The sequence below is a fragment of the Noviherbaspirillum humi genome (genome assembly GCF_900188095.1).
Taxonomy (GTDB): domain Bacteria; phylum Pseudomonadota; class Gammaproteobacteria; order Burkholderiales; family Burkholderiaceae_D; genus Noviherbaspirillum; species Noviherbaspirillum humi.
Window position 1 is genome coordinate 127,621 of sequence record NZ_FZOT01000014.1, and the last position, 22,055, is coordinate 149,675.

Here is a 22,055-nt window from a genome sequence, read left to right on the forward strand (position 1 = left end):
GGCCCTTTTCATTTCCCTACACTGGCATTCACAACAAAAACTCACAACAAAAGCAGAGAGGAGCTTCCATGCCGACATCCTTGCCCGTCAGCGGCAACAACTTCCGCGTCGAGATCGACGACGAGGGCATCGCCCATGTGGTGTTCCAGCCCGCCGGCGGCACGCCGGTGACGGATGCCCGGGGCCATGGCGACCTGGCGGCGATCTGGCCGCAGCTCGCCGCCCATCCGCAGGTGAAGGTGATCCTGATCCGCAGCGAGGGCCGCGCCTTCTGCGCCGGCGGCGACCTGCAGATGGTGGAGGACATGCTGGATTCCGACGCCGCCCGCATGCGCGTCATGCGCGAGGGCCGCGACATCGTGCAGGGCATGATCGATTGCGACAAGCCGATCGTTTCCGCCATCAACGGCGCGGCGGTCGGCGCCGGCCTGGCGGCTGCCCTGCTGGCCGACATCTCGATCGCCGCCAGCAATGCCAGGCTGATCGACGGCCACACCAAGCTCGGCGTGGCCGCCGGCGACCATGCCGCCGTCATCTGGCCGCTGCTGTGCGGCATGGCCAAGACCAAGTACTACCTGCTGCTGTGCGAGACCATCACCGGGGAGGAAGCCGAGCGAATCGGCCTGGTGAGCCGGGTAGTGGCGCCGGAGCTTCTGCAGGAAGAGGCATTGTCGATCGCCCGGCGCCTCGCTGCTGGCAGCGCCCATGCGCTGGCCGGCACCAAGCGCGCCCTGAACCACTGGCTGCGCGCCGCCTGGCCGGCCTTCGAGGCGTCGCTGCTGTCGGAGATGGCCAACTTCAGCCAGCCGGATGCGCGCGAAGGCCTCGCCGCGGTGAAGGAAAAGCGGGCGCCGAACTTCGGAGGGGGCCAATGAAATTCGCCGAACTCACCGAAGGCCGCCGCATCACTCTCGGCCCCATCGCCACCGATGCGCAGGAGGTGGTGGACTTCGCCCGCAAGTACGACCCGCAATGGTTCCATACCGATCCCGAGAAAGCCGGCGCCGGGCCATGGGGCGGCCTGATCGCCAGCGGCTGGCAGACCTGCGGCATGGCAATGCGCCTGGTGTGCGACCATGTGCTGGCCGGTTCCGAATCCTTCGGCTCGCCCGGCCTGAACTACGTACGCTGGCCCAATCCGGTGCGGCCCGGCGACCAGCTGATGCTGGAGGTGACAGTGAAGGAAGCGCGGGTATCGAAGTCCAAGGCCGCGCTCGGCATCGTCCGCTGGCAATGGGTGCTGCGCAATCAGAACGGGAAGCAGGTGCTGGACCTGGAAGCCGTGAGTCTGTTCAACCTGGATGGGCAGGATAGGGCGCCCGGCGACGATTGATTTTCGTCAATCAATGAAAATGGTTCGCTGCGACCGGGGCCGGAACTTGGTAGGCTCCCGGCTGCCTATCCGGTTAGCGGCTGAAACGACACCGCCCCGGGACGTCATGTTCTGTGCATGGTCGAAGTAAAGGCCGCTCCGGCGCGGCAGGCAGGCCAGCAAAGCCGTTTCATCGATGCATCCATCTCACTTCACATCCTCCCCTCCTGCGCCAGCGGAGAAATCCGGGGCGCGAACGCAGCGCGCCTTTCTGCCGCCGCTGTTTGCCGTCACCACCCTGCTGTTCTGCCTGCTGGCAACCTTCGGGCTGTGGTACAACGCCCGCGCTTCCGCCGACCGGGCCACGGCATTGGAATTCGAATCCCAGGTTCGCGAGATCAGCAACCAGATCGGCCAGCGCATGGGGACCTACGAACAGATCCTGCGCGGTGCGCGCGGCTTTCTGAACAGCATGCCCCGTGCCGGCCGCGAGCAGTTCCATGTCTATGTCGACAACCTTGACCTCGGCAGGCACTTTCCCGGCATCCAGGCCATCGGCGTCGCCGAAGTGGTGGCGCCTGGCGGGCTCGAAGCGCATAACGAAGCCATCCGCGCCGAGGGCTTTCCAAGCTACCGGCTGTGGCCGATCATGCCGCGCGAGCGCTATACCGCCATCACCCGGATCGAGCCCTTCAACCGCATGAACCAGCGCGCCTTCGGCTTCGACATGTTCAGCGAAGCGGTGCGCCGGACGGCGATGGAGCAGGCACGGGATTCCGGCGCCCCGGCCCTGTCCGGCAAGGTGATCCTGGTGCAGGAAGACCCCAACAGCAGCCAGCCGGGCGTGTTGATGTACCTGCCGCTGTATCGCGGCGGCGGCGTGCCCGCCAGCCTGGAACAAAGGCGCGAGGCGCTGCTGGGCTGGGTCTATGCGCCGTTTCGCATCAACGATTTTCTCGCCGGCCTCGGCGGCGAGCGCTCGGGCGATCTGGCCATCAGCCTCTACGACGGCGACGTGGTTCAGGAGGAAAGCTGCCTGTATGGCTGCGGTGCCCAGGCACAACCGCATGTGCTGAGCGCCGTTCGCCATCTCGTCATCGCCGACCGTCCGTGGACGCTCGACATGCGGTCCACGCCGGCCTTCGAAGCCCGCATGCGCAGCGACACGCCATGGCTCATCGGCGGCGGCGGCCTCGTCACCAGCCTGCTGCTGTCGGCGCTGGTATGGGCTTTGTCGAGCGGCCGCGGCCGAGCGGTGGCGCTGGCCACGCGCATGACGCAGGCGCTGCGCGCTTCGAACGAGAGGATCGCCGCCGAACAGCAGCGCATCCGCGTGATCCTGGAAAACTCCCATGATGCCTTCGTCGCCGTCGATGCCGAGGGCAAGGTTACCGACTGGAACCTGCAGGCGGAACGCACTTTCGGCTGGAGCGCCGCCGAGGCCATCGGCCGGCGCCTGGACGACTTGATCATCCCCGCCGACCAGCGCACGGTTTTTCAGGCTGGATTCGCCGGCGTGCCGGCGCAAGCCGCCGAGCCCGTCAGCAAGCGCCGCATCGAACTGACCGCCCAGGACCGCACCGGCAGGCAGGTGCCGGTGGAAATGGGCATTGCGGTGCTGCACGGCGAAAGCGGCGACCTGGCGAATGCCTTCATCCGCGACCTGTCCGAACTGCGCGAAACCGAACGGCGGGAGGCGCAGCGGCAGCAGGCGCTGGAGGAAGCCCGCGCCCGCCTGCAGAGCGCGCAGCGCATGGAAGCGGTGGGCAAGCTGACCGGCGGCGTCGCCCATGACTTCAACAACGTGCTGCAGATCATCTCCGGCAACATCCAGCTGCTGATGCACGGCGTCGGCGAAGCGCATCGCGAGAAACGCCTGGCCAGCATGATGGAGGCGGTGGAGCGCGGCGCCAGCCTGTCTTCCCGCCTGCTGGCCTTCGCCCGGCGCCAGCCTCTGCAGCCGCGGGCGGTGAACCTGCGCCGGCTGCTGGCCGACATGGACGAACTGCTGCAGCGCGCCGTCGGTGCGGAGATCGCGGTTGAGACGGTGCAGAGCGCCCGCGTGTGGAACGCCATGGTTGACCCGAGCCAGCTCGAAAACGTGATCCTCAACCTCGCCATCAATGCCCGCGACGCCATGCCCGAAGGACAAGGCTGCATCACCATTGAGGCCGGCAATGTCGAACTCGATGATGACTACGTGCGCAGCCTGCCCGATGTCAGCCCCGGCCAGTATGTGATGCTGGCCGTCTCCGATACCGGCAGCGGCATGCCGCGCGAAGTGCTGGAACATGCCTTCGAACCCTTCTTCACCACCAAGCCGGAAGGACAGGGCACCGGCCTCGGCCTGAGCATGGCGTACGGCTTCGTCAAGCAGAGCGGCGGTCACATCCGCCTGTACAGCGAGGTCGGCCACGGCACCACGGTGCGCCTCTACCTGCCGCGCGCCTTCGAGCGCGAGGAGGCGCTGCCGCGCCCTCCCGCGGACGATGCGATCGCCGGCGGCAGCGAATCCATCCTGGTGGTCGAGGACGATCCCCATGTGCAGGCCACGGTGGTGGCCACGCTGCGCGAACTGGGCTACCAGGTGCTGCAAGCCCATGACGGCGCTAGCGCGCTCGCCATGCTGCAGGCCGGTACCCGGGTCGACCTGATCTTCACCGACGTCGTGATGCCGGGGCCGGTGCGCAGCACGGAGATGGTGAGCGAGGCGCGGAAGCTCCTGCCGGAGGCCGGCGTGCTGTTCACCTCAGGTTATACGCAGAACGCCATCGTGCACGCCGGCCGGCTCGATCCGGGCGTGCACCTGTTGAGCAAGCCCTATCGGCGCGAACAGCTGGCAAGGAAGGTGCGGGAAGTATTGGATGCGCGGCCGGCGCGTATTCCACGCCGGGACCAGGTCAGGACGTCCTGAAGGGAGCCGCAAGGCTGCCGAAGCGCGCCGCAATCAAAGCGGGATGAGGCCGGTCTGGACGGCTGCGGCGGGATGAGCCGACTTGGTTCATGAATGCTTTCCTTCGTTTTATCTGCCGCGAACCGCGCTCGTGCTGGCGTTTCTTCAAGAGTGCGTAAAGATTGATAGTTTCTATTTATTGAATTACGTAAATTTATAGCTTTAGTATCGATAATTGGGCTTACGCAACATCCAAATTATGGAAAATTTGACTTAACGCAATATTTCTATAAAGAATGGCAGGCCTGTTCAAGATGAACGGGCATGCCATACACCTGCCTGGAAAAGCGGTACGGCAAAGGTTTGATGGCAATCAGCAAGCGGCCTGCAGAGCGCAAACACGCCAGCACTCAGAGACAACCAACCAGCCAACGCCATGTCCATCTCTACCCGCCTCGGAACCCTGCGCCTCGGGCACAAGGTCACACTGTCCGCCTTCCTCGTCGTCGGCACCGTCTTCGTGTCCTTCATCCTGCTGCTCACCGCCGCCTATTCAACGCTGCTGGAAAAATACGCCGTCGCCAGCCTCAAGGAGCAAGCTGCCGGCATTGCCAACATGGTCGACATGTTCAATCGCTCCGCCATGCATGACGTGGAGCGCTTCTCGCGGATCTTCGCTGCCTCCTTCCCCGAGCGTTTCTCGCTCGATGCCGAGCGCAGCGTCAAGGTCGGCGACAAGGAAGTGCCGATCCTGAAGAACGGCGCCAACGAGCTGAACCTGCGTTATGAACTGCTGGACCGCTACACCGCGCTCACCGGCATCACCGCCACCGTGTTCGTAAAGAAGGGCGAGGAGTTCATCCGCATTTCCACCTCGGTGAAAAAGGAAAACGGCGAGCGCGCCGTCGGCACCATTCTCGACCACGCCAGCCCTGCCTATGCCAAGCTGCTGTCCGGCGATCTCTACCGCGGCATCATCAGCTTGTTCGGCAAGCCTTATATCGCCGAATACTTCCCGGTGAAGGATGCCGAGAATCGCGTCGTCGGCGCGCTCTACGTCGGCGGCGACATCTCGTCCGACATGGATGCCCTGAAAGCGAAGATCAAGTCGGTGAAGATCGGCGACAGCGGACATTTCTATGTCGTCAATGCCAAGCCGGGAGCCAGCCAGGGCGATCTTCTGGTGCATCCTTCTCGCGAAGGCAAGAACGCCATCGACCTGAAGGATGAAGCCGGGCGTGAAATCATCAAGGACATGCTGTCGCAAAAGCAGGGCGAACTCCGCTACCTCGCCGCCGGCGAAGGCAAGGACGGCGCCAAGGCGGGGCAAAAGATCGCCGTCTTCGATACCTATCCCGCCTGGAACTGGCTCATCGTGGGCAGCGCCCATGCAGACGAACTCACGCAGGAAGCGCGTGCGGCACGCAACCGCTATGCGCTGATGGCCGCACTGGTCCTGGTGGCGCTCACCGCCGCGCTGTTCGCCCTCATCCATGCGATGGTGACCAAGCCGCTCGGCCGGGCCCAGGCCGCGGCGGAAAAACTCGCCACCGGCGACCTCACCGTGCGCCTGGAAACGAGCCGCCAGGATGAAATCGGCGCGCTCCTCAAGGCCATGAATGGCATCAGCCACGGACTGGCGCAGGTGGTGAACCAGGTGCGCGAGGGCACCGACCAGATCGCAGCCGCCTCCACCGAAATCGCGCAGGGCAACCAGGATCTCTCGGCCCGCACCGAACAGCAGGCCGGCACCCTGGAGGAAACCGCCTCGTCAGCCGAAGAACTGGCTTCCACCGTGAAGCAGAACGCCGACAACGCCCGCCAGGCCAACCAGCTGGCGCAATCCGCGTCCGAGTCGGCGCAGCAGGGCGGCGCGGTCGTCGCCGAAGTGGTGCATACCATGGAGGCAATCAATGCAGCCTCCCGCAAGATCGTGGACATCATCGGCGTGATCGACGGCATCGCCTTCCAGACCAACATCCTGGCGCTGAACGCGGCCGTGGAAGCGGCGCGTGCCGGGGAGCAGGGCAGGGGTTTCGCAGTGGTGGCCTCCGAAGTGCGCAGCCTGGCGCAGCGCTCCGCCTCCGCCGCCAAGGAGATCAAGGAACTGATCGACGACTCGGTGCACAAGGTCGATGCCGGCACCCAACTGGTTGCCGATGCCGGCACCACGATGGAGGAAATCGTCACCCGCATCGGCCGCGTCACCAGCCTGATGGGTGACATCGCCTCCGCCAGCGGCGAACAGACCGCCGGCATCGAACAAGTCAATCACGCCATCGCGCAGATCGACCAGGCGACGCAGCAGAATGCGTCACTGGTGGAACAGGCCGCGTCCGCCGCCCGAGCGATGGAAGAACAGGCCGCGGCGCTGCGCGGCTTGGTGAATGTGTTCAAGCTGGGGTGACGGGAGTTTCGCCGACCGGGCTTAAGGAGTTGAAAGCTTAAACCGGCAAACTTCCATGAATTGAATGACGCTGTAGGATGGTTCGTTGCGGGCCAACGAAACCGCTCAGCGCAGTGGCCGTCTAGCCAAGCTTAGTTCATCGCTCAAGAAGTGTCTTAAGTGCAAGACACTTCTTGAGGATTTATTAGCCAGCTACAATCTCATTAATGAGCTGTTGCACGCCAAAGTTGGGTCTGTAACCGAGTTTACAGTTTTTCGACAAATTGAAAGACGTTTTAATTTTCAAAATGTGTACTAGGCCAATTTAGTCAACGAGGATTTTCATCGCTTCCCCGCTTTTGGTTTTGAAGATTCCGTAGCTGTGTCGTTCAGAACCTATAGTTGCAGTAATAATTTTTTCGAAGTGTCTATACCCATTCGAAGACGCCAGAAGCGCAATGCGAGCATATTGTTCTTCGCTCACGGGTTTGCCTTTAAACGAGTTTTGGAAATTTTCATAAGACCGAACTAGATATTGATGCTTACTATTAGAAAGTGAGATGAAACACGCGTGTTTCCCGTTTTTCGTTACGAACTTTGCATATTCTTCACCATTAATCTTAATTTTGCCATTGGGGCGCGTACACCCCAACCGATATGCTGCCAATGATTCAACAAGCAAATCAGCTGGAGCGTCATTCGCCAACGTAGGCGGCTGGTTGCTGAGATTGACCGTTGGGTAGTTATTTCTATTTGTATTGACGCAATTTCCGTTGGGCTGTTGGGACGATACTTGAGTCATGAGGTTCTCCGAAATTGAATTTTCCAGTGTTCAACGTCACGCTATACAAGCGGTGGACACAAATGAACCAAGCACTTTCCGTACCAATAAACAGATTTCAGCACTAACAGAAAGCATAATCGGGCTCATTCGCCAGTCCTCTACAAAGAAGCTGGTCTATTTCGGTAAGGGCGTCAAAACTGCGTAGCACATTTGCGAATCCTAGTCTTAACCACCCCCACGAAAGTGGTGTCATTGCAAAACATCACTTGATATGCTGGGCCAGAGACAAACTCGCCAATTAGCCATTGCAAACTAAGCGTGATTCCGACTTCGACAAAAAGGAAGTCTGCCAGAGAAGAAAAGTGGCTGCGCATTTACTCAATTAGTACTTCCTTCTCCTTGCCATTAGCTGTTCTAAAAACGCCGTAAAGAGTTGTTCCCTTCGAATTGGGAAACATAAATCGATCAAAATGACGATATCCATATGACGAGGCCGCGATCGCTATTGGAGCGTATTGGCCCTCTGTTAAACCTGTATCTCGAAATGGATTCTGAAAATCTTCGTAGGAGCGGATGAGGTACTGATGCCTTGGATCGGACAGCGAAATGAAACATGCGTCCTTTCCACTTCTAGTGACGAACTTGGCATATTCTTCGCCATTAATTTTCAACGTTCCCATGGGTATGGAACATCCCAACCTTGATGCCGCCAATGCTGGATTAATTGATTGTGAAGGAGTACTCTTCAAGCTCTCCGAAGCATTGTTGAGTCCAATTAATGGATGAGTGACTTCATTACTATTCAGTGATGGCAATTGAAGAGGCAGACAAAAAGTAATTGGCATGGAATGCTCCGAAATTAATTGTCTTGTATGAAAATATACTTGCGAAGCGGCGTTCTTTAATCAATAAGCACAATCTATTCCAGTACGGCCTTTTCTTGATCACGGTTTCTTCGCTTTGAGAATCGCAGACGATAGTTTCCTATCTACACGCAAACCTTTTAATCACTGAGCGGCCAATTAGAGGGCCATTGTGGATGAGGATCGAAAATCCTCTTCCGACCCAAGAGCTTTTACTCATTGAAGCAAACGATGCCTTTTCTGTCTCATAAATATTTTTTTGAGTATTAAGATTTTCAGTACCGCCACCACATCGTATGGACTAGCGGCAGCACTATTTCAAGACGTACAACCTACTTCGCCCTAGACTGCTCCACCAACCTCAACTCCCACGGCAAAATCACCTTCGAATAAATCACCGGATCGGTCCATCCCTTCGGCTCCCGGCCGAGATGTCCGCCGACCGGGTTGATCCACGCCTCCTTGGGCGATGTGCCGCTGCGCAGCAGCAGGTCGACTTCCGCCATCGGCACTTGCGTGTCCTTCGCGCCGGTGACGATGAGCGTCGGGGCGCTCGGCTTGTCGAGCAGGCCCAGCTTGACCAGCGACATATTGGGCAGCAGGCGCGCGAGGTCGTCGATGTTTTCCGCGCCTTCAAATACGTTGACGAAGGCGGGCGCCAGGTCGAACAGGTATTCGCGGTTGCCGAGCGTGCCTTCGCGCAGGAATTTCTCGGTGAAGAACACGTCGACCGGCGGCGACTGCACGACCGCGCCGAGCAGGCGCTTCTGTTCGACGATGGAAAGCTTGGTCGTCCAGTAGCCGCCAAAGCTTACGCCGTGGGTAAAGATGCGGGCCTTGTCGACTTCCTGTCGCTTTTCCAGGTAATCCAGCACTGCGCTGAACATGCGGTCGGCGGTCGGGCTGACCTTGAGCGGCGCCTGGCCGGTGCCCGGTCCATCGACGGCGAAGAAGCCGATGCCATGCTTCAGAATTTCGCCGTAGGTCTCCGCGACGGTCTCCTTGCGGCTGTCCAGGCCGCTGATGGCCAACGCCATGGGAACCGGTTCCTTGGCGTTCTTGGGCAGGCGCAGGTAGCCGACGATCTCCTTGCCCTCGAACGGAATCTTCACGACTTCCAGCGGCGGATCCAGGGTTTGCGCATACTTGGCGTAGGCATCGAGCGCATTCGCATAGGCGACCTTCTTGCCGTCGGAAGAGGGTACCGGCCATTGCGCGAAATAGTAGAGCCGCCAGGCGCGCTTGTAGGCATTCGCGGCTTCTTGCGGCGTCGCGGCCTTGGCCGCCTGCGCCATGTAGCGCTCCGCGACCGTGCTCCAGCCTCGTGCCCATTCGTCGCGGTCGCGGCTCTGGATCAGGGATAGCGCCTCCTTTACGTCGGACGGGTCGAGTCCGCCGAGCGGATAGGCGCCGCGTTCTGCGCGGGCGATCGACTCCGCCTTGATTTCCTCAATGGTCCTTTCCTTGACCTGGGCGTGGGCGGTGGTGATAACCAATCCCGCCAGAACGGGCAGGCACAGCGTCTTCCACTGCAGCTTCAGCATCGCGACTCCTCCATCTCACTGTTGGTTGGTCTTCTTCTGTTTTGCGCGTGCCGTGCGTCCGGCCAATGGCAAGCGTACCGAGCGAGCCTAACATGCCGGAACAAAGTCGGGACATGATTCCGCATAAAGGAACGCCTGGCCATGGGCCGAATAAGTCAATGCTGCCTCATTAACGGAAAGCTTCGGCAAGCCGAATCTCCGGCTTATCACAAATCTGTTTTTGTAGAATTCCAGGCATCATGTCCAAACCCAATCAATGTCTTGCTCCATGCATGATCATCGGGTTTGGAAACGATGGCAGGCCTTGTATAAGCGCACTGGCACGCAGCTGTAAAGGCATGCATGACTCGTTCGTCGACACCGTGTTTGTCCTGACCACGTGCACAGAGACGTTCGCTGTTCGCGGTAAAAGCTTTTGCTGAAACGGTTATTCGCCGATGATCTTCACCAGGACCCGCTTGCGCCGCATGCCGTCGAACTCGCCATAGAAAATCTGTTCCCAAGGACCGAAGTCCAGGCGCCCTTCGGTGACGGCAACCACCACCTCGCGACCCATGACCTGGCGCTTCATGTGCGCATCGGCATTGTCCTCGCCGGTATCGTTGTGGCGGTACTGGCTGAGCGGTGCATGGGGGGCAAGCTTTTCCAGCCACACGTCATAATCGTGATGCAGGCCCGGCTCGTCGTCATTGATGAATACCGAAGCCGAGATATGCATCGCGTTCACCAGCACCAGCCCTTCGCGGATGCCGCTTTCCGCCAACGCATCTTCCACCTGCGGCGTGATGTTGATGAAGGCGCGTCGCGCCGGGACATTGAACCAGAGTTCCTTGCGGAAGCTTTGCATGGTCGTTCTCCTCCAATGGCCATGCTTGGAAATCCGTTAGGCTTCCGGGTTCCTCAACGGCTTTCCAGCGACGCCTGCACGCCGCGCCAATCGAGCGGCAACGGCGCAGGCGTCGTTGCCGGCAGGGTGGTGATTTGCCGCTGTATGCGGGCCATGCGCTCGGCCGGTGCGGGATGGGTCGCAAGCAAGGCCGGGCCCTTGCCGTTTTCATCCTTGGCCAGTTTGGCGAAGAAATCCGACATGCCTTTCGGATCGATGCCGGCCGACGCCAGGCGTTTCACGCCTTCGCTGTCGGCTTCAGCTTCGGCATCCCGGGAAAATTTCAGTTCGGTGAGGGTTGAGGCCAGTCCCGCGATTGACGACCCGCCGAAATCGCCCAACGCCAGCGACAGCAGCAAACTCAGGCCGGCCTTCTTCACCAGCCCCTGCATGCTGTGACGCCGTTCGACATGGGACACCTCATGCGCCAGCACGCCGGCGAGTTCCTCCGGCCGCGCTGCTTTCGCGATCAACCCGGCATTCACGACCACCACGCCGCCCGGCGCGGCGAAGGCATTCACTTCGCTATCCTGGGCGACGAACCACTGGTAACGGTAGCGCGAACCGGCCGTCAGTCTTTCGCCGATAAGCTTCACCGCATCCAGTGCCGGACCACGCTCAATCAGCCTGGTCCGCGCGCGGGTCTGCGCCAGCACCATCTGGCCGATCCTCGCCTCCTGCTCGACCGGAATCCTGTCGGCCAGCCACTCCGCCAGAATGCCGACGTTCAACACGAAAGCCAGCAGCAGGAGCAGCGGCAAGGTCGTGATCAGCGCATAAATCCCGACGGCGGCGCGAAACCGTCGCTCGGTGACGTTGCGTCTGCCGCGGGCGGAAACCAGCGCGGCGCGAATCGATGGCGGGGCTTGCTCCAGAAAGGCTGCATGGCTGCCGTCCTCGTCGAGAAAGAATGCGTATTCATGCTCGCCCTCTGTCCAGGAAAGCCGGTCCTGCCGAAAATTGAAGCCCGCCGCCTCCACGCGCAGTTCGGCGGCGGTGAACTAGCGGCCGTTCCCTTCCACCACCAGCGAGGACCCATGCCAATGCGCGGATACCGCCTCGCCGCCGCCCGCCAGTCCGGGCCCAAACAGGCGGCCGTGCGCCTGAGCGGAGAAGCCCATCAATCGTCGTCGCCGCCGAACAGGCCGCCGAGCGAAGCGCCGCCCAGCAAGCCGGCGTTGCTGGAACCTTTCGATGCCGGCACCGCCATCATCAGACGTCCGGCCAGGCGCGACAGCGGCAGCGACTGCAGCCAGACCTTGCCCGGCCCGCGCAGCGTGGCGAAGAACAATCCCTCGCCGCTAAAAATGGCGGATTTGATCTTGCCGACGTAGGCGATGTCGAAATCTACGGTCGGTTGAAAGGCGACCACGCAGCCGGTATCGACGCGCAGCACTTCACCCGGCGCCAGCGTCTTCTCCACCAGCGTGCCGCCGGCATGGATGAAGGCCCAGCCATCGCCATCCAGCTTCTGCATGATGAAGCCTTCGCCGCCGAACAGGCCGGCGCCCAGGCGGCGCTGGAACGCGATTCCGAGCGACACGCCCTTGGCCGCGCAAAGAAAAGCGTCCTTCTGGCAGATCAGCGTGCCGCCCATTTCGGCAAGATGCACCGGCACGATCTTGCCGGGATAGGGCGCCGCGAACGCCACCCGCGCCTTGCCCCGCCCCTCGTTGTGGAACACCGTGGTGAACAGCGACTCGCCGGTCAACAGCCGCTTGCCCGCGCCCAGCAGCTTGCCGAAGACGCCGCCTTGCTGCGAACCATCGCCGAACACCGTGTCCAGCTCGATACCCTGCTGCATGTACATCATCATGCCGGCCTCACCCACCGCAGCCTCGCCCGGATCCAGCTCCACTTCGACATACTGCATGTCGCTGCCGAAGATTTCGTAGTCGATTTCGTCCATTGCCATATTTCTCTCCGAAGTGGTGAACGGGTTATCGGATGCTCGTGATTAAAGTTTGCGCAGTTGTAGATAGTGACAACGAAGAAGATTATATGCTGTGCGCATTGTGAATCGGGCGACGTATCGCCGACATGCTTCCCACAGAAATGTTTTTGACATGAAGCGAATTGAAACTCATTGGGCAACTTCTTTCGATTCAACGTTGAACAGAAGGCGATATTGCTACCGTGTGAAGAAAACTATTTCCTTAGCTGCTTAAAACATCAAGAAGTTTGGGCGGTTCACATTTCTGGTTCACCATGCAGACCCAAATTGGGGAAGGGCATTTTGACTTTTGCAAGCTGCTTTAGTAAGGCTAACCTGAATTGGTCTTTCGTTAGGTGTTTATAGGAAGTCGACGGGCATATATGGATCCGGATGAAGCAATTAGTGCTCAAATCGACTGGCTATCCGGGAAAGGCGGCGACTTGGTAGACGCCGGAGGGTTTAGGGAGCAATAGAAAAATACCGTGCTGCATTCAGCCTCGCACCAAAACCCATCGAGGATTTGGAGGCTGCAATGTGGTTGATTGTCGCAATAGGCGAGGCTTATTACTTCTTGGATGACTACGCGAGTGCCTTGAATTATTTGCAGTAGACCATCGGCGTCCGGCTGCTACTGGAAGCGCTTTTTTCACCTCTGGCTAAGTCAAACTCCAAGCCAAGCAGCCTTGAGTAACCTCAATGCCGCTTACCATCGTTTGTATGATCAATTCAATGCGGCGCTCCAAGAATTGAAACGGGCGCGGTGATTCGATGCGACAAACCTGGCGAGTGTCCGCGACCGACGAATCTGTTGCATGGGTTGGTCGTCCGTTGAGCCTCCGAACCCAGCTTCTACTGCGCACCGTCTGATGGTCACAAATTGCACCCCCTCCCAAACTTGCGTATAGTTCATTTCGCAAGTCAGCGACGCCGCACGCCAACATTAACAAGCGGCAATTCATCCAACAGAGCAGTCACTGAGGCAGGAGACAACCATGACCTTCGGATTCAAGCTCGCGGCCGTGGCCGCGCTCTGCGCGCTCGGCGCCTTCTCCAATTCCGCGCTGGCTGACATCAACGTCGGCATTTCCCTGTCGGCGACCGGGCCGGCCGCCGCGCTGGGCATCCCCGAGAAGAACACGGCGGCGCTTCTTCCCACCACCATCAATGGCGAGAAGGTGAACTACATCATCCTGGACGACGCCACCGATGCGACCCAGGCCACCAAGAATGCCCGCAAGCTGGTGTCCGAAAACCATGTCGATGTGATCATCGGCTCGTCCGCCACGCCGCCGGGGCTGGCCATCGCCGAGGTCGCCAACGAGACGAAGACTCCGCAGATTTCCATGTCGCCGCTCGATATCGTCGGGCCGAAGAATACCTGGGTGTTCCGGGCGCCGCAGCACAACTCGGTGATGGCCTCGGCGCTGGCCGAGCACATGAAGGCGCACAATGTGAAGACCCTGGGCTTCATCGGCTATACCGATGCCTATGGCGAGAACTGGCTGCGCGAGATGACCAAGGCGGCGGAGGCCAACGGCATCAAGATCAGCGCGGTGGAGCGCTTCAACCGCACCGATACCAGCGTGACCGGCCAGGCATTGAAGCTGGTGTCGGCCAACCCGGATGCCATCCTGGTCGCCGCTTCCGGCACGCCGTCGGCGCTGCCGCAGCTGTCCCTGGTGGAGCGCGGCTACAAGAAGCAGATCTACCAGACCCATGGCACCGCCACCAAGGAGTACATCCGCGTCGGCGGCAAGGCGGTGGAGGGCACCATCCTGCCGGCCGGGCCGATCGTGGTCGCGAACCAGCTGCCGGACAGCCATCCGTCGAAGAAAGTGGCCACCGAGTACGCGAAACAATACGAGGAAAAGTATGGCGCCGGATCGTTGTCTTCCTTCGGCGCCCACATGTACGACGCCTATCGCCTGCTGGCCGCTGCGGCGCCTGCTGCCATGCAAAAGGCCAAGCCGGGCACGCCGGAATTCCGCCAGGCGCTGCGCGATGCCCTGGAAGGCAGCAAGGAAGTGGTCGGGGCGCACGGCGTGTTCAACATGAAGCCGGACGATCATTCGGGCCATGATGCGCGCGCCCGCGTGCTGGTGCGGGTCGAGAACGGCGACTGGAAGCTGATCCAGTCCAAGTAAGCCAAGCGAATGTGAGGCCATCATGGGAGACATGATCCGGGATGCCGCGCTGTTCGCGGCGCCAGGGGTGCAGCTCACCCGCCGCGCCGATGGCAGCTTCATGCTGGAGCCGCGCACGCCGCTGGAACCGTATGCGCGCTGCATGGGCGAATACCTGGAGCGGTGGGCGCGCGAGACGCCGGACAGGCCTTTCCTGCAGGAGCGCGGCATCGGCGGCCAGTGGCAGGGTGTCAGCTACGCGCAGGCGCTGCAGAAGGTGGTGCGCATCGCCACCTGGCTGCTGGAAAGCGATCTCGATCGGCAGCGGCCGGTAGTGGTCCTCTCCGACAACAGCATCGAGCATGCGCTGCTGATGCTGGCGTGCATGCATATCGGCCAGCCTTACTCGGCCATTTCGCCGGCCTACTCGCTGATGTCCCGGGACCATGCGAAGCTGAAGGGGTTGATCCAGCGCCTGGAGCCGAGCATGCTCTATGTGTTGGACCCGGCGCGCTACAGCGCGGCACTGGAGGCGATCAGCGGCCTGCACCAGGCGCCGCTGGTGGTGTCCGATGGCTGCAGCCGCCTGCCGGCCGGCGCACTGCGCTTTTCCAGCCTGCTCGCATCGCCGGACGAGGAAGCGGTGGCGCAGGCCTTTTCCGCCGTCGGCCCGGATACCATCGCGAAGATCCTCTTCACCTCGGGCTCCACCAGCGAACCCAAGGGCGTGCTGAATACCCAGCGCATGCTCTGCTCCAACCAGCAAGCCAAGCTGCAGCTCTGGCCTTTCCTGCGCCAGACGCCGCCGGTGCTGCTCGACTGGCTGCCGTGGAATCACACCTTCGGCGGCAACCATAACTTCAACATGGTGCTGGCCAATGGCGGCACGCTTTACATCGACGGCGGCAAGCCGATGCCCGGCCTGTTCGAGGCGAGCATCGCCAACCTGCGCGAGGTCGCGCCCACGCTCTATCTCAACGTGCCGCGCGGCTTCGACATGCTGGTGCCGGCGCTGCGCGTCGACGCGCAGCTGCGGCGCAAGTTCTTCTCCCGCATCCAGGTGATTTTCTACGCCGCCGCGGCCTTGCCGCAGCACCTCTGGGATGCGCTGATCGAGCTGTCGATACAGGAGCTGGGCCATGCGGTACCGATGGTGACGGCCTGGGGTTCGACCGAGACCGCGCCGCTGGCGAGCGATTGCAACTACCAAGCCAGCCGCTCCGGCGTGATCGGCCTGCCGATTCCCGGTGTCACGCTCAAGCTGGTGCCCAACGGCGAGAAGCTGGAAGTGCGGGTGAAGGGGCCGAATGTCACGCCCGGTTATTTCCGCCAGCCGTCGCTCAGCGCCAAGGCTTTCGACGAGGAAGGCTTCTACCTGATCGGGGATGCGGTGCGCTTCGTCGATCCGCAGCAGCCGGAGCTCGGCCTGCTGTTCGACGGCAGGGTGGCGGAAGACTTCAAGCTCAGCAGCGGCACTTGGGTGAGCGTCGGCGCCATGCGGGTGAAGGCGATCGAACTGATGGCGCCGGTAGCGCAGGACATCGCCATCGCCGGCCACGACCGCAACGATGTCGGCATGCTGGTGTTCGCCAATCTGCCGGCCTGCCGCAAGCTGGCGGAATTAACCGAGGACGCGCCGGCGGCGCAGGCACTGGCGCATCCGGCGGTGCTGGCACGCCTGCGCGAAGGCATGGAGCAGCTGCGGGAGCACGGCACCGGCACCTCGACCTATGCCACCCGGGCGCTGCTGATGGCCGAGCCCGCCTCGGTGGACGCGGGCGAAATCACCGACAAAGGCTACATCAACCAGGCTGCCGTGCTCAGGCATCGGGCCGCGCTGGTGGAGCGGCTGTATGCCGATCCGCCCGATCCCGCCGTCATCCTGCTGCAATGACTGCTGCAATGACTGCTGCATGCCGGACCATAACGAAAAGAATCAGGAGTCATGACTTGAGTACCCGAGCAGCAATCCGTGCCGTTGAAAGGAATCACATCTTCCCGCAAAGCGCGGCACGGAGCTGAAGCATGGATGCGTCGATCTTCGCCATCCTGGTGCAGGATGGCATCACCAGCGGCGCGGTGTACGCGCTGCTGGCGCTGGGCCTAGTACTGGTGTTTTCAGTAACGCGGGTCATTTTCATCCCGCTGGGCGAATTCGTTTCCTACAGCGCCTTGACCCTGGCGGCGATGCAGGCCGGGAAATTTCCGGCAGCGGCACTTCTGCTGCTGGGCGTGGGTGTGATCGCCTTTCTGCAGGAAACCTTCGGCCTGGCGAATTCCGCCAGGCGTGATGCCCGGCGGCCCTCCGGACGGTCGTTCGCCATGGCGCTCGGCAAGTTCATTTTCTTCCCGCTCGCGCTGCTGGCGGCCGCTTGGAGCGTCGATCTGCAGAAGGCGCCGATGCTGCTGCAAATGGCGCTCACGCTGGCCATCGTCACGCCACTCGGGCCGATGCTGTACCGCGTCGCCTTCCAGCCGCTGGCCGAAGCCAGCGTGCTGGTGCTGCTCATCGTGTCGGTCGGCACCCATTTCGCCATGCTCGGCATCGGCCTGGTTCTGTTCGGCGCCGAAGGATCGCGCACGGCGCCTTTCTCGGATGCCCGCTTCGCGCTGGGCGCGCTGGCCATCACCGGGCAAAGCATTGCGGTGCTCGCCACCGCGCTAATGATGATCGCGGCGCTGTACTTTTATTTCGACCGCACCCTGTCCGGCAAGGCGCTGCGCGCCACCGCCGTCAACCGGCTCGGCGCCCAGCTGGTCGGCATCGGCACCGCCAGCGCCGGGCGGCTGGCGTTCACCTTCGCCTCGGCGCTGGGCGGGCTATGCGGCGTGCTGATCGCGCCGCTGACCACCATCTACTACGACAGCGGCTTCCTGATCGGCCTGAAGGGCTTCGTCGCCGCCATCATCGGCGGCCTGGCCAGCTACCCCCTGGCGGCGGTCGGTGCGCTGCTGGTCGGCTTGCTGGAAGCCTTCTCCTCCTTCTGGGCCAGCGCCTTCAAGGAAGCCATCGTCTTCACCCTCATCATCCCGGTGCTGCTGTGGCGTTCAATCGCCAGCCCGCATGTGGAGGACGAGGAATGAGGGCGCGCGCCGCCGGATTGCTGGCATTCACCGCAATCCTGTTATTGATCGGCATGCTGCCCCTGCCGCCTTACTGGATCACGCTGGCCAACTACATCGGGCTGTATTCGCTTGTCGCGCTCGGGCTGGTGCTGCTGACCGGCGTGGCCGGGCTGACTTCCTTCGGCCAGGCCGCCTTCGTCGGCCTCGGCGCCTATGCCACCGCCTATCTCTCCACCGCCTACGGCGCCTCGCCCTGGATCGGGCTGGCGGCCGGCCTCGCCATCACCGCGCTGGCGGCCTTCCTCATCGGCCTCATCACCATGCGCCTGTCCGGGCACTACCTGCCGCTCGGCACCATCGCCTGGGGGTTGTCGCTCTTCTTCCTGTTCGGGAATCTGGAATTCCTCAACAAGTACGACGGCATCACCGGGGTGCCGGTAATCGGCCTGTTCGGCCTGCCGCTCGTCAGCGGGCGGTCGATGTACTTCCTCATTTGGGCCTGCGTGCTCGGCGCGGTGCTTTGCCTGGGCAACCTGCTCGACTCCCGTTCCGGCCGCGCTATCCGCGCGCTGAAGGGACGCGGCATGATGGCCGAGGCGATGGGCGTCGACACCGCCTGGATGAAGATCGCCATCTTCGTCATCGCGGCGCTGCTGGCGGGGCTTTCGGGCTGGCTGTATGCGCATCTGCAGCGGGCGGTGAATCCGTCCCCCTTCGGCCTGAACGCGGGCATCGAGTATCTGTTCATGGCGGTGGTCGGCGGCGCCGGCTACCTGTGGGGCGCCATCCTCGGCGCGGCGCTGCTCACCGTCCTGAAGGATCAGCTGCAGGCCGTCCTGCCGCTGCTGTTCGGCGGCAATGGCAATTACGAGGTCATCGTCTTCGGCATCATGCTGGTGGTCTTGCTGCAGCGCGCGCGAGAAGGACTGTGGCCCTATCTGCAGCGCCGCCTGCCGCGCCGCAAGGACACCGTCATGCCGGAGAACGCGCCGGCGCTGCCGCAGCGTGCGCGTCCACCCGCCGGCGAGCCGCTGCTGCGGGTGGAGAAGGCGCGCAAGCAGTTCGGCGGCCTGGTGGCGGTGAACGATGTCAGCTTCGAGCTGCAGGCCGGCGAGATCGTCGGATTGATCGGCCCCAACGGCGCCGGCAAGTCGACCATGTTCAACCTCGTCACCGGTGTGGTGCCGCTCACCGGCGGCGAGATCCGTTTCCGCGCCGGCGACGGCATGAGGCGCATCGACGGCCTGGCCTCGCGCCGCATCGCCAGCCTCGGCATCGCCCGCAGCTTCCAGCATGTGCAGCTGCTGCCGGCGATGAGCGTGCTGGAGAACGTGGCCATCGGCGCGCACCTGCGCGGCCGGCGCGGCATCCCGAGCAGCCTGGCGGGGCTGAACCGCGCGGAAGAACGCATGCTACTGCAGGAAGCGCGGCGGCAGCTGGAGCGCGTCGGCCTGGGGCGGCTCATGCATGAAGAAGCCGGCAGCCTGGCGCTGGGACAGCAGCGCATCCTGGAGATCGCCCGGGCCCTGTGCTGCGACCCGGTGCTGCTGCTCCTGGACGAACCGGCCGCCGGCCTGCGCTACCAGGAAAAGCAGGCGCTGGCCGACCTGCTCCGGCGGTTGAAGGGGGAGGGCGTCAGCATCCTGCTGGTGGAGCATGACATGGACTTCGTGATGAACTTGACCGACAGGCTGGTGGTGATGGAATTCGGCACCAAGATCGCCGAAGGCTTGCCGCAAGATGTGCAGCGGAATGAGGCGGTGCTGGAGGCGTACCTGGGCGGCATTGCCAGCTGAACGTCGAGTTAACATACTCGATATTGCCCTAGCCGATAACTCGCCGCCAATTGCGAAAGATAAAGTCTCTGGACAACTTCGGCAGACCTTGATATTTCTGGTAGCTCGATGATTAAAGCGCGTCTTTGCGTAACCGTTGTGCTAACGGAGCTATACGAATATGGCAAGAAATCGAAAAATGGCGACCAGTGATCGCCTCCTTGGGCTGACTAGGGAGTGCCCGGAATGCGGCAGGCAGATACAGTCAAACGGACAAATGTATTTTGATTTTGTAACACACGATTGGTACATCGGTTTCTGGTGTCCGGTCGAAAAAGAAGTGTCCTCATGTTGGCGTCCGGAGTACCAGCCCTTGATCGACGAGGTATCGAATGGATTGGAGTTCGACAGCCTGCCGGACGAGCCGGCGCATGTGACTTGAGAGGCATGACCAGATGACGATGGAATCGGGCAGAAGAAAAATGGCCACCAGCGATCGCTTGCTTGGACTGTCAATGGCATGTCCAGGGTGCGACAGGCAGATAACATCGAACGGCCACATGTATTACACCGCTTTCTTGAAGAGCTGGAGTATCGGTTTCTGGTGCCCGGTGGAGAAAGAGGTCTTTCCGTGTTGGCGTCCGGAGTATCAATCTCTGATCAACGAAGTGGCAGCAGGGTTGGATATTGAAAGCCTGCCTTACGAACCCTTTCACATTACCCGCTGAACGTCGCCCGGTGCCTAGATCTCCAATTGCTTGACACGGACTTGATACCGGAAACCACCGGATGGCAAGTGATCATTTGCGCTGTCAGGCCGGATTTATCTTTCGGCAGCAATCGGGCAACATAGGTTGAATCGAGACCGGTCGGAACAAGGACTGTGATGCAGCGAAACGAAGCTCTCGGGCCGACACGCCCGGTGCCATTTACCGAAAAGGCTCGTTTACACGTGATGTCCGCCAACCCCATTCTTGAAGTCGACGACCTGCATGTGGCCTACGGCAAGGTGGAAGCCCTGCATGGCGCCAGCCTGTCGGTGGCGCCGGGGCAGATCGTCACCGTCATCGGTCCGAACGGCGCCGGCAAGTCCACCATGCTCAATGCCATCGCCGGGGCGCTGGACGGCAGCGGCCAGGTGCGCGGCACGGTTCGGCTGGACTGCATCGACGTCAGCGCTGCCGCCATCGAAAGCCGGGTGGCGCAGGGCATGTCGCTGGTGCCGGAGCGGCGCGAGCTGTTCGCCAGCATGAGCGTGGAAGACAACCTTCTGCTGGGCGGCTATGTCCGTCGCCGCGCGGGCGATGGCAGCCCTGCGGAGCAGATGAACCAGGTATATGCGCTGTTTCCCCGCTTGCGGGAGCGGCGCAGGCAGGCGGCCGGCACGCTGTCGGGCGGCGAGCGCCAGATGCTGGCGCTGGGACGGGCGCTGATGGCCAGGCCGAAATTGCTGCTGCTGGACGAGCCCAGCCTGGGCCTGGCGCCGCTGATCGTGAAGGAAATCTTCCGCATCATCGTCGGCCTGAAGCAGACCGGCGTCGGCATCCTGCTGGTGGAGCAGAATGCCCGCGCCGCGCTGCAGGCGGCCGATCATGCCTATGTGCTGGAGACCGGCGATGTGGTGCTGCAGGGACCGGCGCGCGAACTGGCGGAAGATCCGAAGGTGATCGAGACCTATCTCGGACTGGCGCGGCGGGATGCATCGCGTTGAGTGCGATGCGTGGCAACGGGTGAACCGTGTCGGCGCATTCGATCCAGTTTCCCTCGGGCCGTCGGCTTCATGACGCGGCGCTTCCCCGTACAATCGCTTCGGCATACACCCACATGTTTTCGTCGCGGCCAGCCGGCAACGCCACTGCCCGACGCCAAGGATATCCATGACACGAAAAAGCATCCATCGCATCCACGTCGAATTCGGCGACTGCGATCCGGCGCAGATCGCCTTCTATCCGAATTTCTTCCGCTGGTTCGATGCCGCCTCGCGCCACTATTTCGAGAACTGCGGCGTGGCGCCGTGGCGGGAGTATGAAAAGACCCACGGCATCATCGGCACGCCGGTGGTGGAAACCGGCGCCAGATATCACCGCCCCACCAGCTATGGCGACGATCTCGAGGTGCATACCTGGATCGAGGAATGGCGCGAAAAGGGCTTCGTCATGAAGCATGAACTGCGGCGCGACGGCCAGCTGCTGGCGGAAGGGCGCGATGTGCGGGTGTTCGCCACCCGGCATCCGGCGGATCCGGCCCGTATCCGGGCGGTCCCTGTGCCGCAGGAGATACGCGCGCTGTGCGATAGCGATCCGGGTTGACCACCGGCGACATCCGGGGCGCTTGTCGAAATGCCTTGTTTCCCTGCGCCGTCTGCTTGCTTCGCGAAAGGCGCTGCTCCGCCGGCAGCAAGCCATTCATGAAAGCGAAAAGGAGCCGCCACTTGCGTGACGGCTCCTTCCGGCGGTACGCCAACGGTGGCGCAGCACAATTGCCTGC

Annotated in this window: 17 protein-coding genes; 11 read left to right on the forward strand and 6 right to left on the reverse strand. The window is 61.9% G+C overall.

From position 1 onward, the window contains the following. The first annotated feature begins 68 nt into the window (after positions 1–68). The 4 genes from CHB88_RS17990 to CHB88_RS18005 all read left to right on the forward strand — a co-directional run bounded on the left by CHB88_RS17990 (position 69) and on the right by CHB88_RS18005 (position 6,612). The gene (locus tag CHB88_RS17990) at positions 69–875 is read left to right on the forward strand and encodes an enoyl-CoA hydratase/isomerase family protein (RefSeq protein WP_089400728.1); all 807 of its coding nucleotides are present in this window, start codon (positions 69–71) and stop codon (positions 873–875) included. Beyond that, positions 872–1,333 (forward strand): MaoC family dehydratase, encoded by a 462-nt coding sequence (locus CHB88_RS17995; protein ID WP_089400729.1) that lies wholly within the window; start codon positions 872–874, stop codon positions 1,331–1,333. The genes CHB88_RS17990 and CHB88_RS17995 overlap by 4 nt, the downstream gene beginning before the upstream one ends. A gap of 175 nt (positions 1,334–1,508) precedes the next feature. Further along, complete coding sequence (locus tag CHB88_RS18000; RefSeq protein WP_089400730.1) at positions 1,509–4,226, forward strand: CHASE domain-containing protein; 2,718 nt, start codon at positions 1,509–1,511, stop codon at positions 4,224–4,226. Between the two features lie 415 nt (positions 4,227–4,641). Further along, on the forward strand, positions 4,642–6,612 hold the full coding sequence (locus tag CHB88_RS18005) for a methyl-accepting chemotaxis protein (RefSeq protein WP_089400731.1): 1,971 nt from the start codon (positions 4,642–4,644) through the stop codon (positions 6,610–6,612). Positions 6,613–6,916: 304 nt separating this feature from the next. Here the strand turns inward: CHB88_RS18005 and CHB88_RS24715 are convergent, their stop codons facing one another. The 6 genes from CHB88_RS24715 to CHB88_RS18025 all read right to left on the reverse strand — a co-directional run bounded on the left by CHB88_RS24715 (position 6,917) and on the right by CHB88_RS18025 (position 12,583). Further along, the gene (locus CHB88_RS24715) at positions 6,917–7,393 is read right to left on the reverse strand and encodes a hypothetical protein (protein ID WP_143131354.1); all 477 of its coding nucleotides are present in this window, start codon (positions 7,391–7,393) and stop codon (positions 6,917–6,919) included. A 356-nt stretch (positions 7,394–7,749) separates the two neighbouring features. Then, the gene (locus CHB88_RS24720; RefSeq protein WP_143131355.1) at positions 7,750–8,220 is read right to left on the reverse strand and encodes a hypothetical protein; all 471 of its coding nucleotides are present in this window, start codon (positions 8,218–8,220) and stop codon (positions 7,750–7,752) included. Positions 8,221–8,570: 350 nt separating this feature from the next. Then, positions 8,571–9,782, reverse strand: coding sequence for an alpha/beta hydrolase family protein (locus tag CHB88_RS18010; RefSeq protein WP_089400732.1), 1,212 nt, complete (start codon positions 9,780–9,782; stop codon positions 8,571–8,573). 427 nt (positions 9,783–10,209) lie between these two features. Next, positions 10,210–10,629 carry a secondary thiamine-phosphate synthase enzyme YjbQ gene (locus tag CHB88_RS18015; RefSeq protein WP_089400733.1) on the reverse strand — a complete coding sequence of 140 codons (420 nt, stop codon included), beginning with the start codon at positions 10,627–10,629 and terminating at the stop codon, positions 10,210–10,212. Between the two features lie 53 nt (positions 10,630–10,682). Next, a complete protein-coding gene (locus CHB88_RS18020) occupies positions 10,683–11,648 on the reverse strand; it encodes a M48 family metallopeptidase (RefSeq protein ID WP_089400734.1) in 966 nt (321 codons plus the stop codon). A 140-nt stretch (positions 11,649–11,788) separates the two neighbouring features. Next, entirely contained in the window at positions 11,789–12,583 is a 795-nt protein-coding gene (locus CHB88_RS18025; protein ID WP_089400735.1) for a TIGR00266 family protein, read from the reverse strand. A gap of 1,013 nt (positions 12,584–13,596) precedes the next feature. On the opposite strand from CHB88_RS18025, the gene CHB88_RS18030 reads away from it, so the two are divergent. The 7 genes from CHB88_RS18030 (at position 13,597) to CHB88_RS18065 (ending at position 21,877) form a co-directional block, all read left to right on the forward strand. After that, positions 13,597–14,748 carry an ABC transporter substrate-binding protein gene (locus CHB88_RS18030; protein WP_089400736.1) on the forward strand — a complete coding sequence of 384 codons (1,152 nt, stop codon included), beginning with the start codon at positions 13,597–13,599 and terminating at the stop codon, positions 14,746–14,748. 22 nt (positions 14,749–14,770) lie between these two features. Next, positions 14,771–16,621: a feruloyl-CoA synthase gene (locus tag CHB88_RS18035; RefSeq protein WP_089400737.1), complete on the forward strand. Its 1,851-nt coding sequence runs from the start codon at positions 14,771–14,773 to the stop codon at positions 16,619–16,621. Positions 16,622–16,752: 131 nt separating this feature from the next. Further along, a complete protein-coding gene (locus CHB88_RS18040; protein ID WP_089400738.1) occupies positions 16,753–17,811 on the forward strand; it encodes a branched-chain amino acid ABC transporter permease in 1,059 nt (352 codons plus the stop codon). Continuing rightward, on the forward strand, positions 17,808–19,589 hold the full coding sequence (locus CHB88_RS18045) for a branched-chain amino acid ABC transporter ATP-binding protein/permease (RefSeq protein ID WP_089400739.1): 1,782 nt from the start codon (positions 17,808–17,810) through the stop codon (positions 19,587–19,589). Before CHB88_RS18040 ends, CHB88_RS18045 begins: the two co-directional genes overlap by 4 nt. Positions 19,590–20,023: 434 nt before the next feature. Beyond that, positions 20,024–20,296 carry a hypothetical protein gene (locus CHB88_RS18055; protein WP_089400741.1) on the forward strand — a complete coding sequence of 91 codons (273 nt, stop codon included), beginning with the start codon at positions 20,024–20,026 and terminating at the stop codon, positions 20,294–20,296. Positions 20,297–20,523: 227 nt separating this feature from the next. Next, positions 20,524–21,279, forward strand: a complete 756-nt coding sequence (locus CHB88_RS18060; protein ID WP_176442545.1) for an ABC transporter ATP-binding protein — start codon at positions 20,524–20,526, stop codon at positions 21,277–21,279. A 166-nt stretch (positions 21,280–21,445) separates the two neighbouring features. Next, positions 21,446–21,877, forward strand: coding sequence for an acyl-CoA thioesterase (locus CHB88_RS18065; RefSeq protein WP_089400743.1), 432 nt, complete (start codon positions 21,446–21,448; stop codon positions 21,875–21,877). The last annotated feature ends 178 nt before the right edge of the window (positions 21,878–22,055 follow it).

Excerpts from the sequence above, each read along its gene's own strand:
- CHB88_RS17990 (WP_089400728.1), top strand. The coding sequence starts at position 69 with ATGCCGACATCCTTGCCCGTCAGCGGCAACAACTTCCGCGTCGAGATC.
- CHB88_RS17995 (WP_089400729.1), top strand. The coding sequence starts at position 872 with ATGAAATTCGCCGAACTCACCGAAGGCCGCCGCATCACTCTCGGCCCC.
- CHB88_RS18000 (WP_089400730.1), top strand. The coding sequence starts at position 1,509 with ATGCATCCATCTCACTTCACATCCTCCCCTCCTGCGCCAGCGGAGAAA.
- CHB88_RS18005 (WP_089400731.1), top strand. The coding sequence starts at position 4,642 with ATGTCCATCTCTACCCGCCTCGGAACCCTGCGCCTCGGGCACAAGGTC.
- CHB88_RS24715 (WP_143131354.1), bottom strand. The coding sequence starts at position 7,393 with ATGACTCAAGTATCGTCCCAACAGCCCAACGGAAATTGCGTCAATACA.
- CHB88_RS24720 (WP_143131355.1), bottom strand. The coding sequence starts at position 8,220 with ATGCCAATTACTTTTTGTCTGCCTCTTCAATTGCCATCACTGAATAGT.
- CHB88_RS18010 (WP_089400732.1), bottom strand. The coding sequence starts at position 9,782 with ATGCTGAAGCTGCAGTGGAAGACGCTGTGCCTGCCCGTTCTGGCGGGA.
- CHB88_RS18015 (WP_089400733.1), bottom strand. The coding sequence starts at position 10,629 with ATGCAAAGCTTCCGCAAGGAACTCTGGTTCAATGTCCCGGCGCGACGC.
- CHB88_RS18025 (WP_089400735.1), bottom strand. The coding sequence starts at position 12,583 with ATGGCAATGGACGAAATCGACTACGAAATCTTCGGCAGCGACATGCAG.
- CHB88_RS18030 (WP_089400736.1), top strand. The coding sequence starts at position 13,597 with ATGACCTTCGGATTCAAGCTCGCGGCCGTGGCCGCGCTCTGCGCGCTC.
- CHB88_RS18035 (WP_089400737.1), top strand. The coding sequence starts at position 14,771 with ATGGGAGACATGATCCGGGATGCCGCGCTGTTCGCGGCGCCAGGGGTG.
- CHB88_RS18040 (WP_089400738.1), top strand. The coding sequence starts at position 16,753 with ATGGATGCGTCGATCTTCGCCATCCTGGTGCAGGATGGCATCACCAGC.
- CHB88_RS18045 (WP_089400739.1), top strand. The coding sequence starts at position 17,808 with ATGAGGGCGCGCGCCGCCGGATTGCTGGCATTCACCGCAATCCTGTTA.
- CHB88_RS18055 (WP_089400741.1), top strand. The coding sequence starts at position 20,024 with ATGACGATGGAATCGGGCAGAAGAAAAATGGCCACCAGCGATCGCTTG.
- CHB88_RS18060 (WP_176442545.1), top strand. The coding sequence starts at position 20,524 with ATGTCCGCCAACCCCATTCTTGAAGTCGACGACCTGCATGTGGCCTAC.
- CHB88_RS18065 (WP_089400743.1), top strand. The coding sequence starts at position 21,446 with ATGACACGAAAAAGCATCCATCGCATCCACGTCGAATTCGGCGACTGC.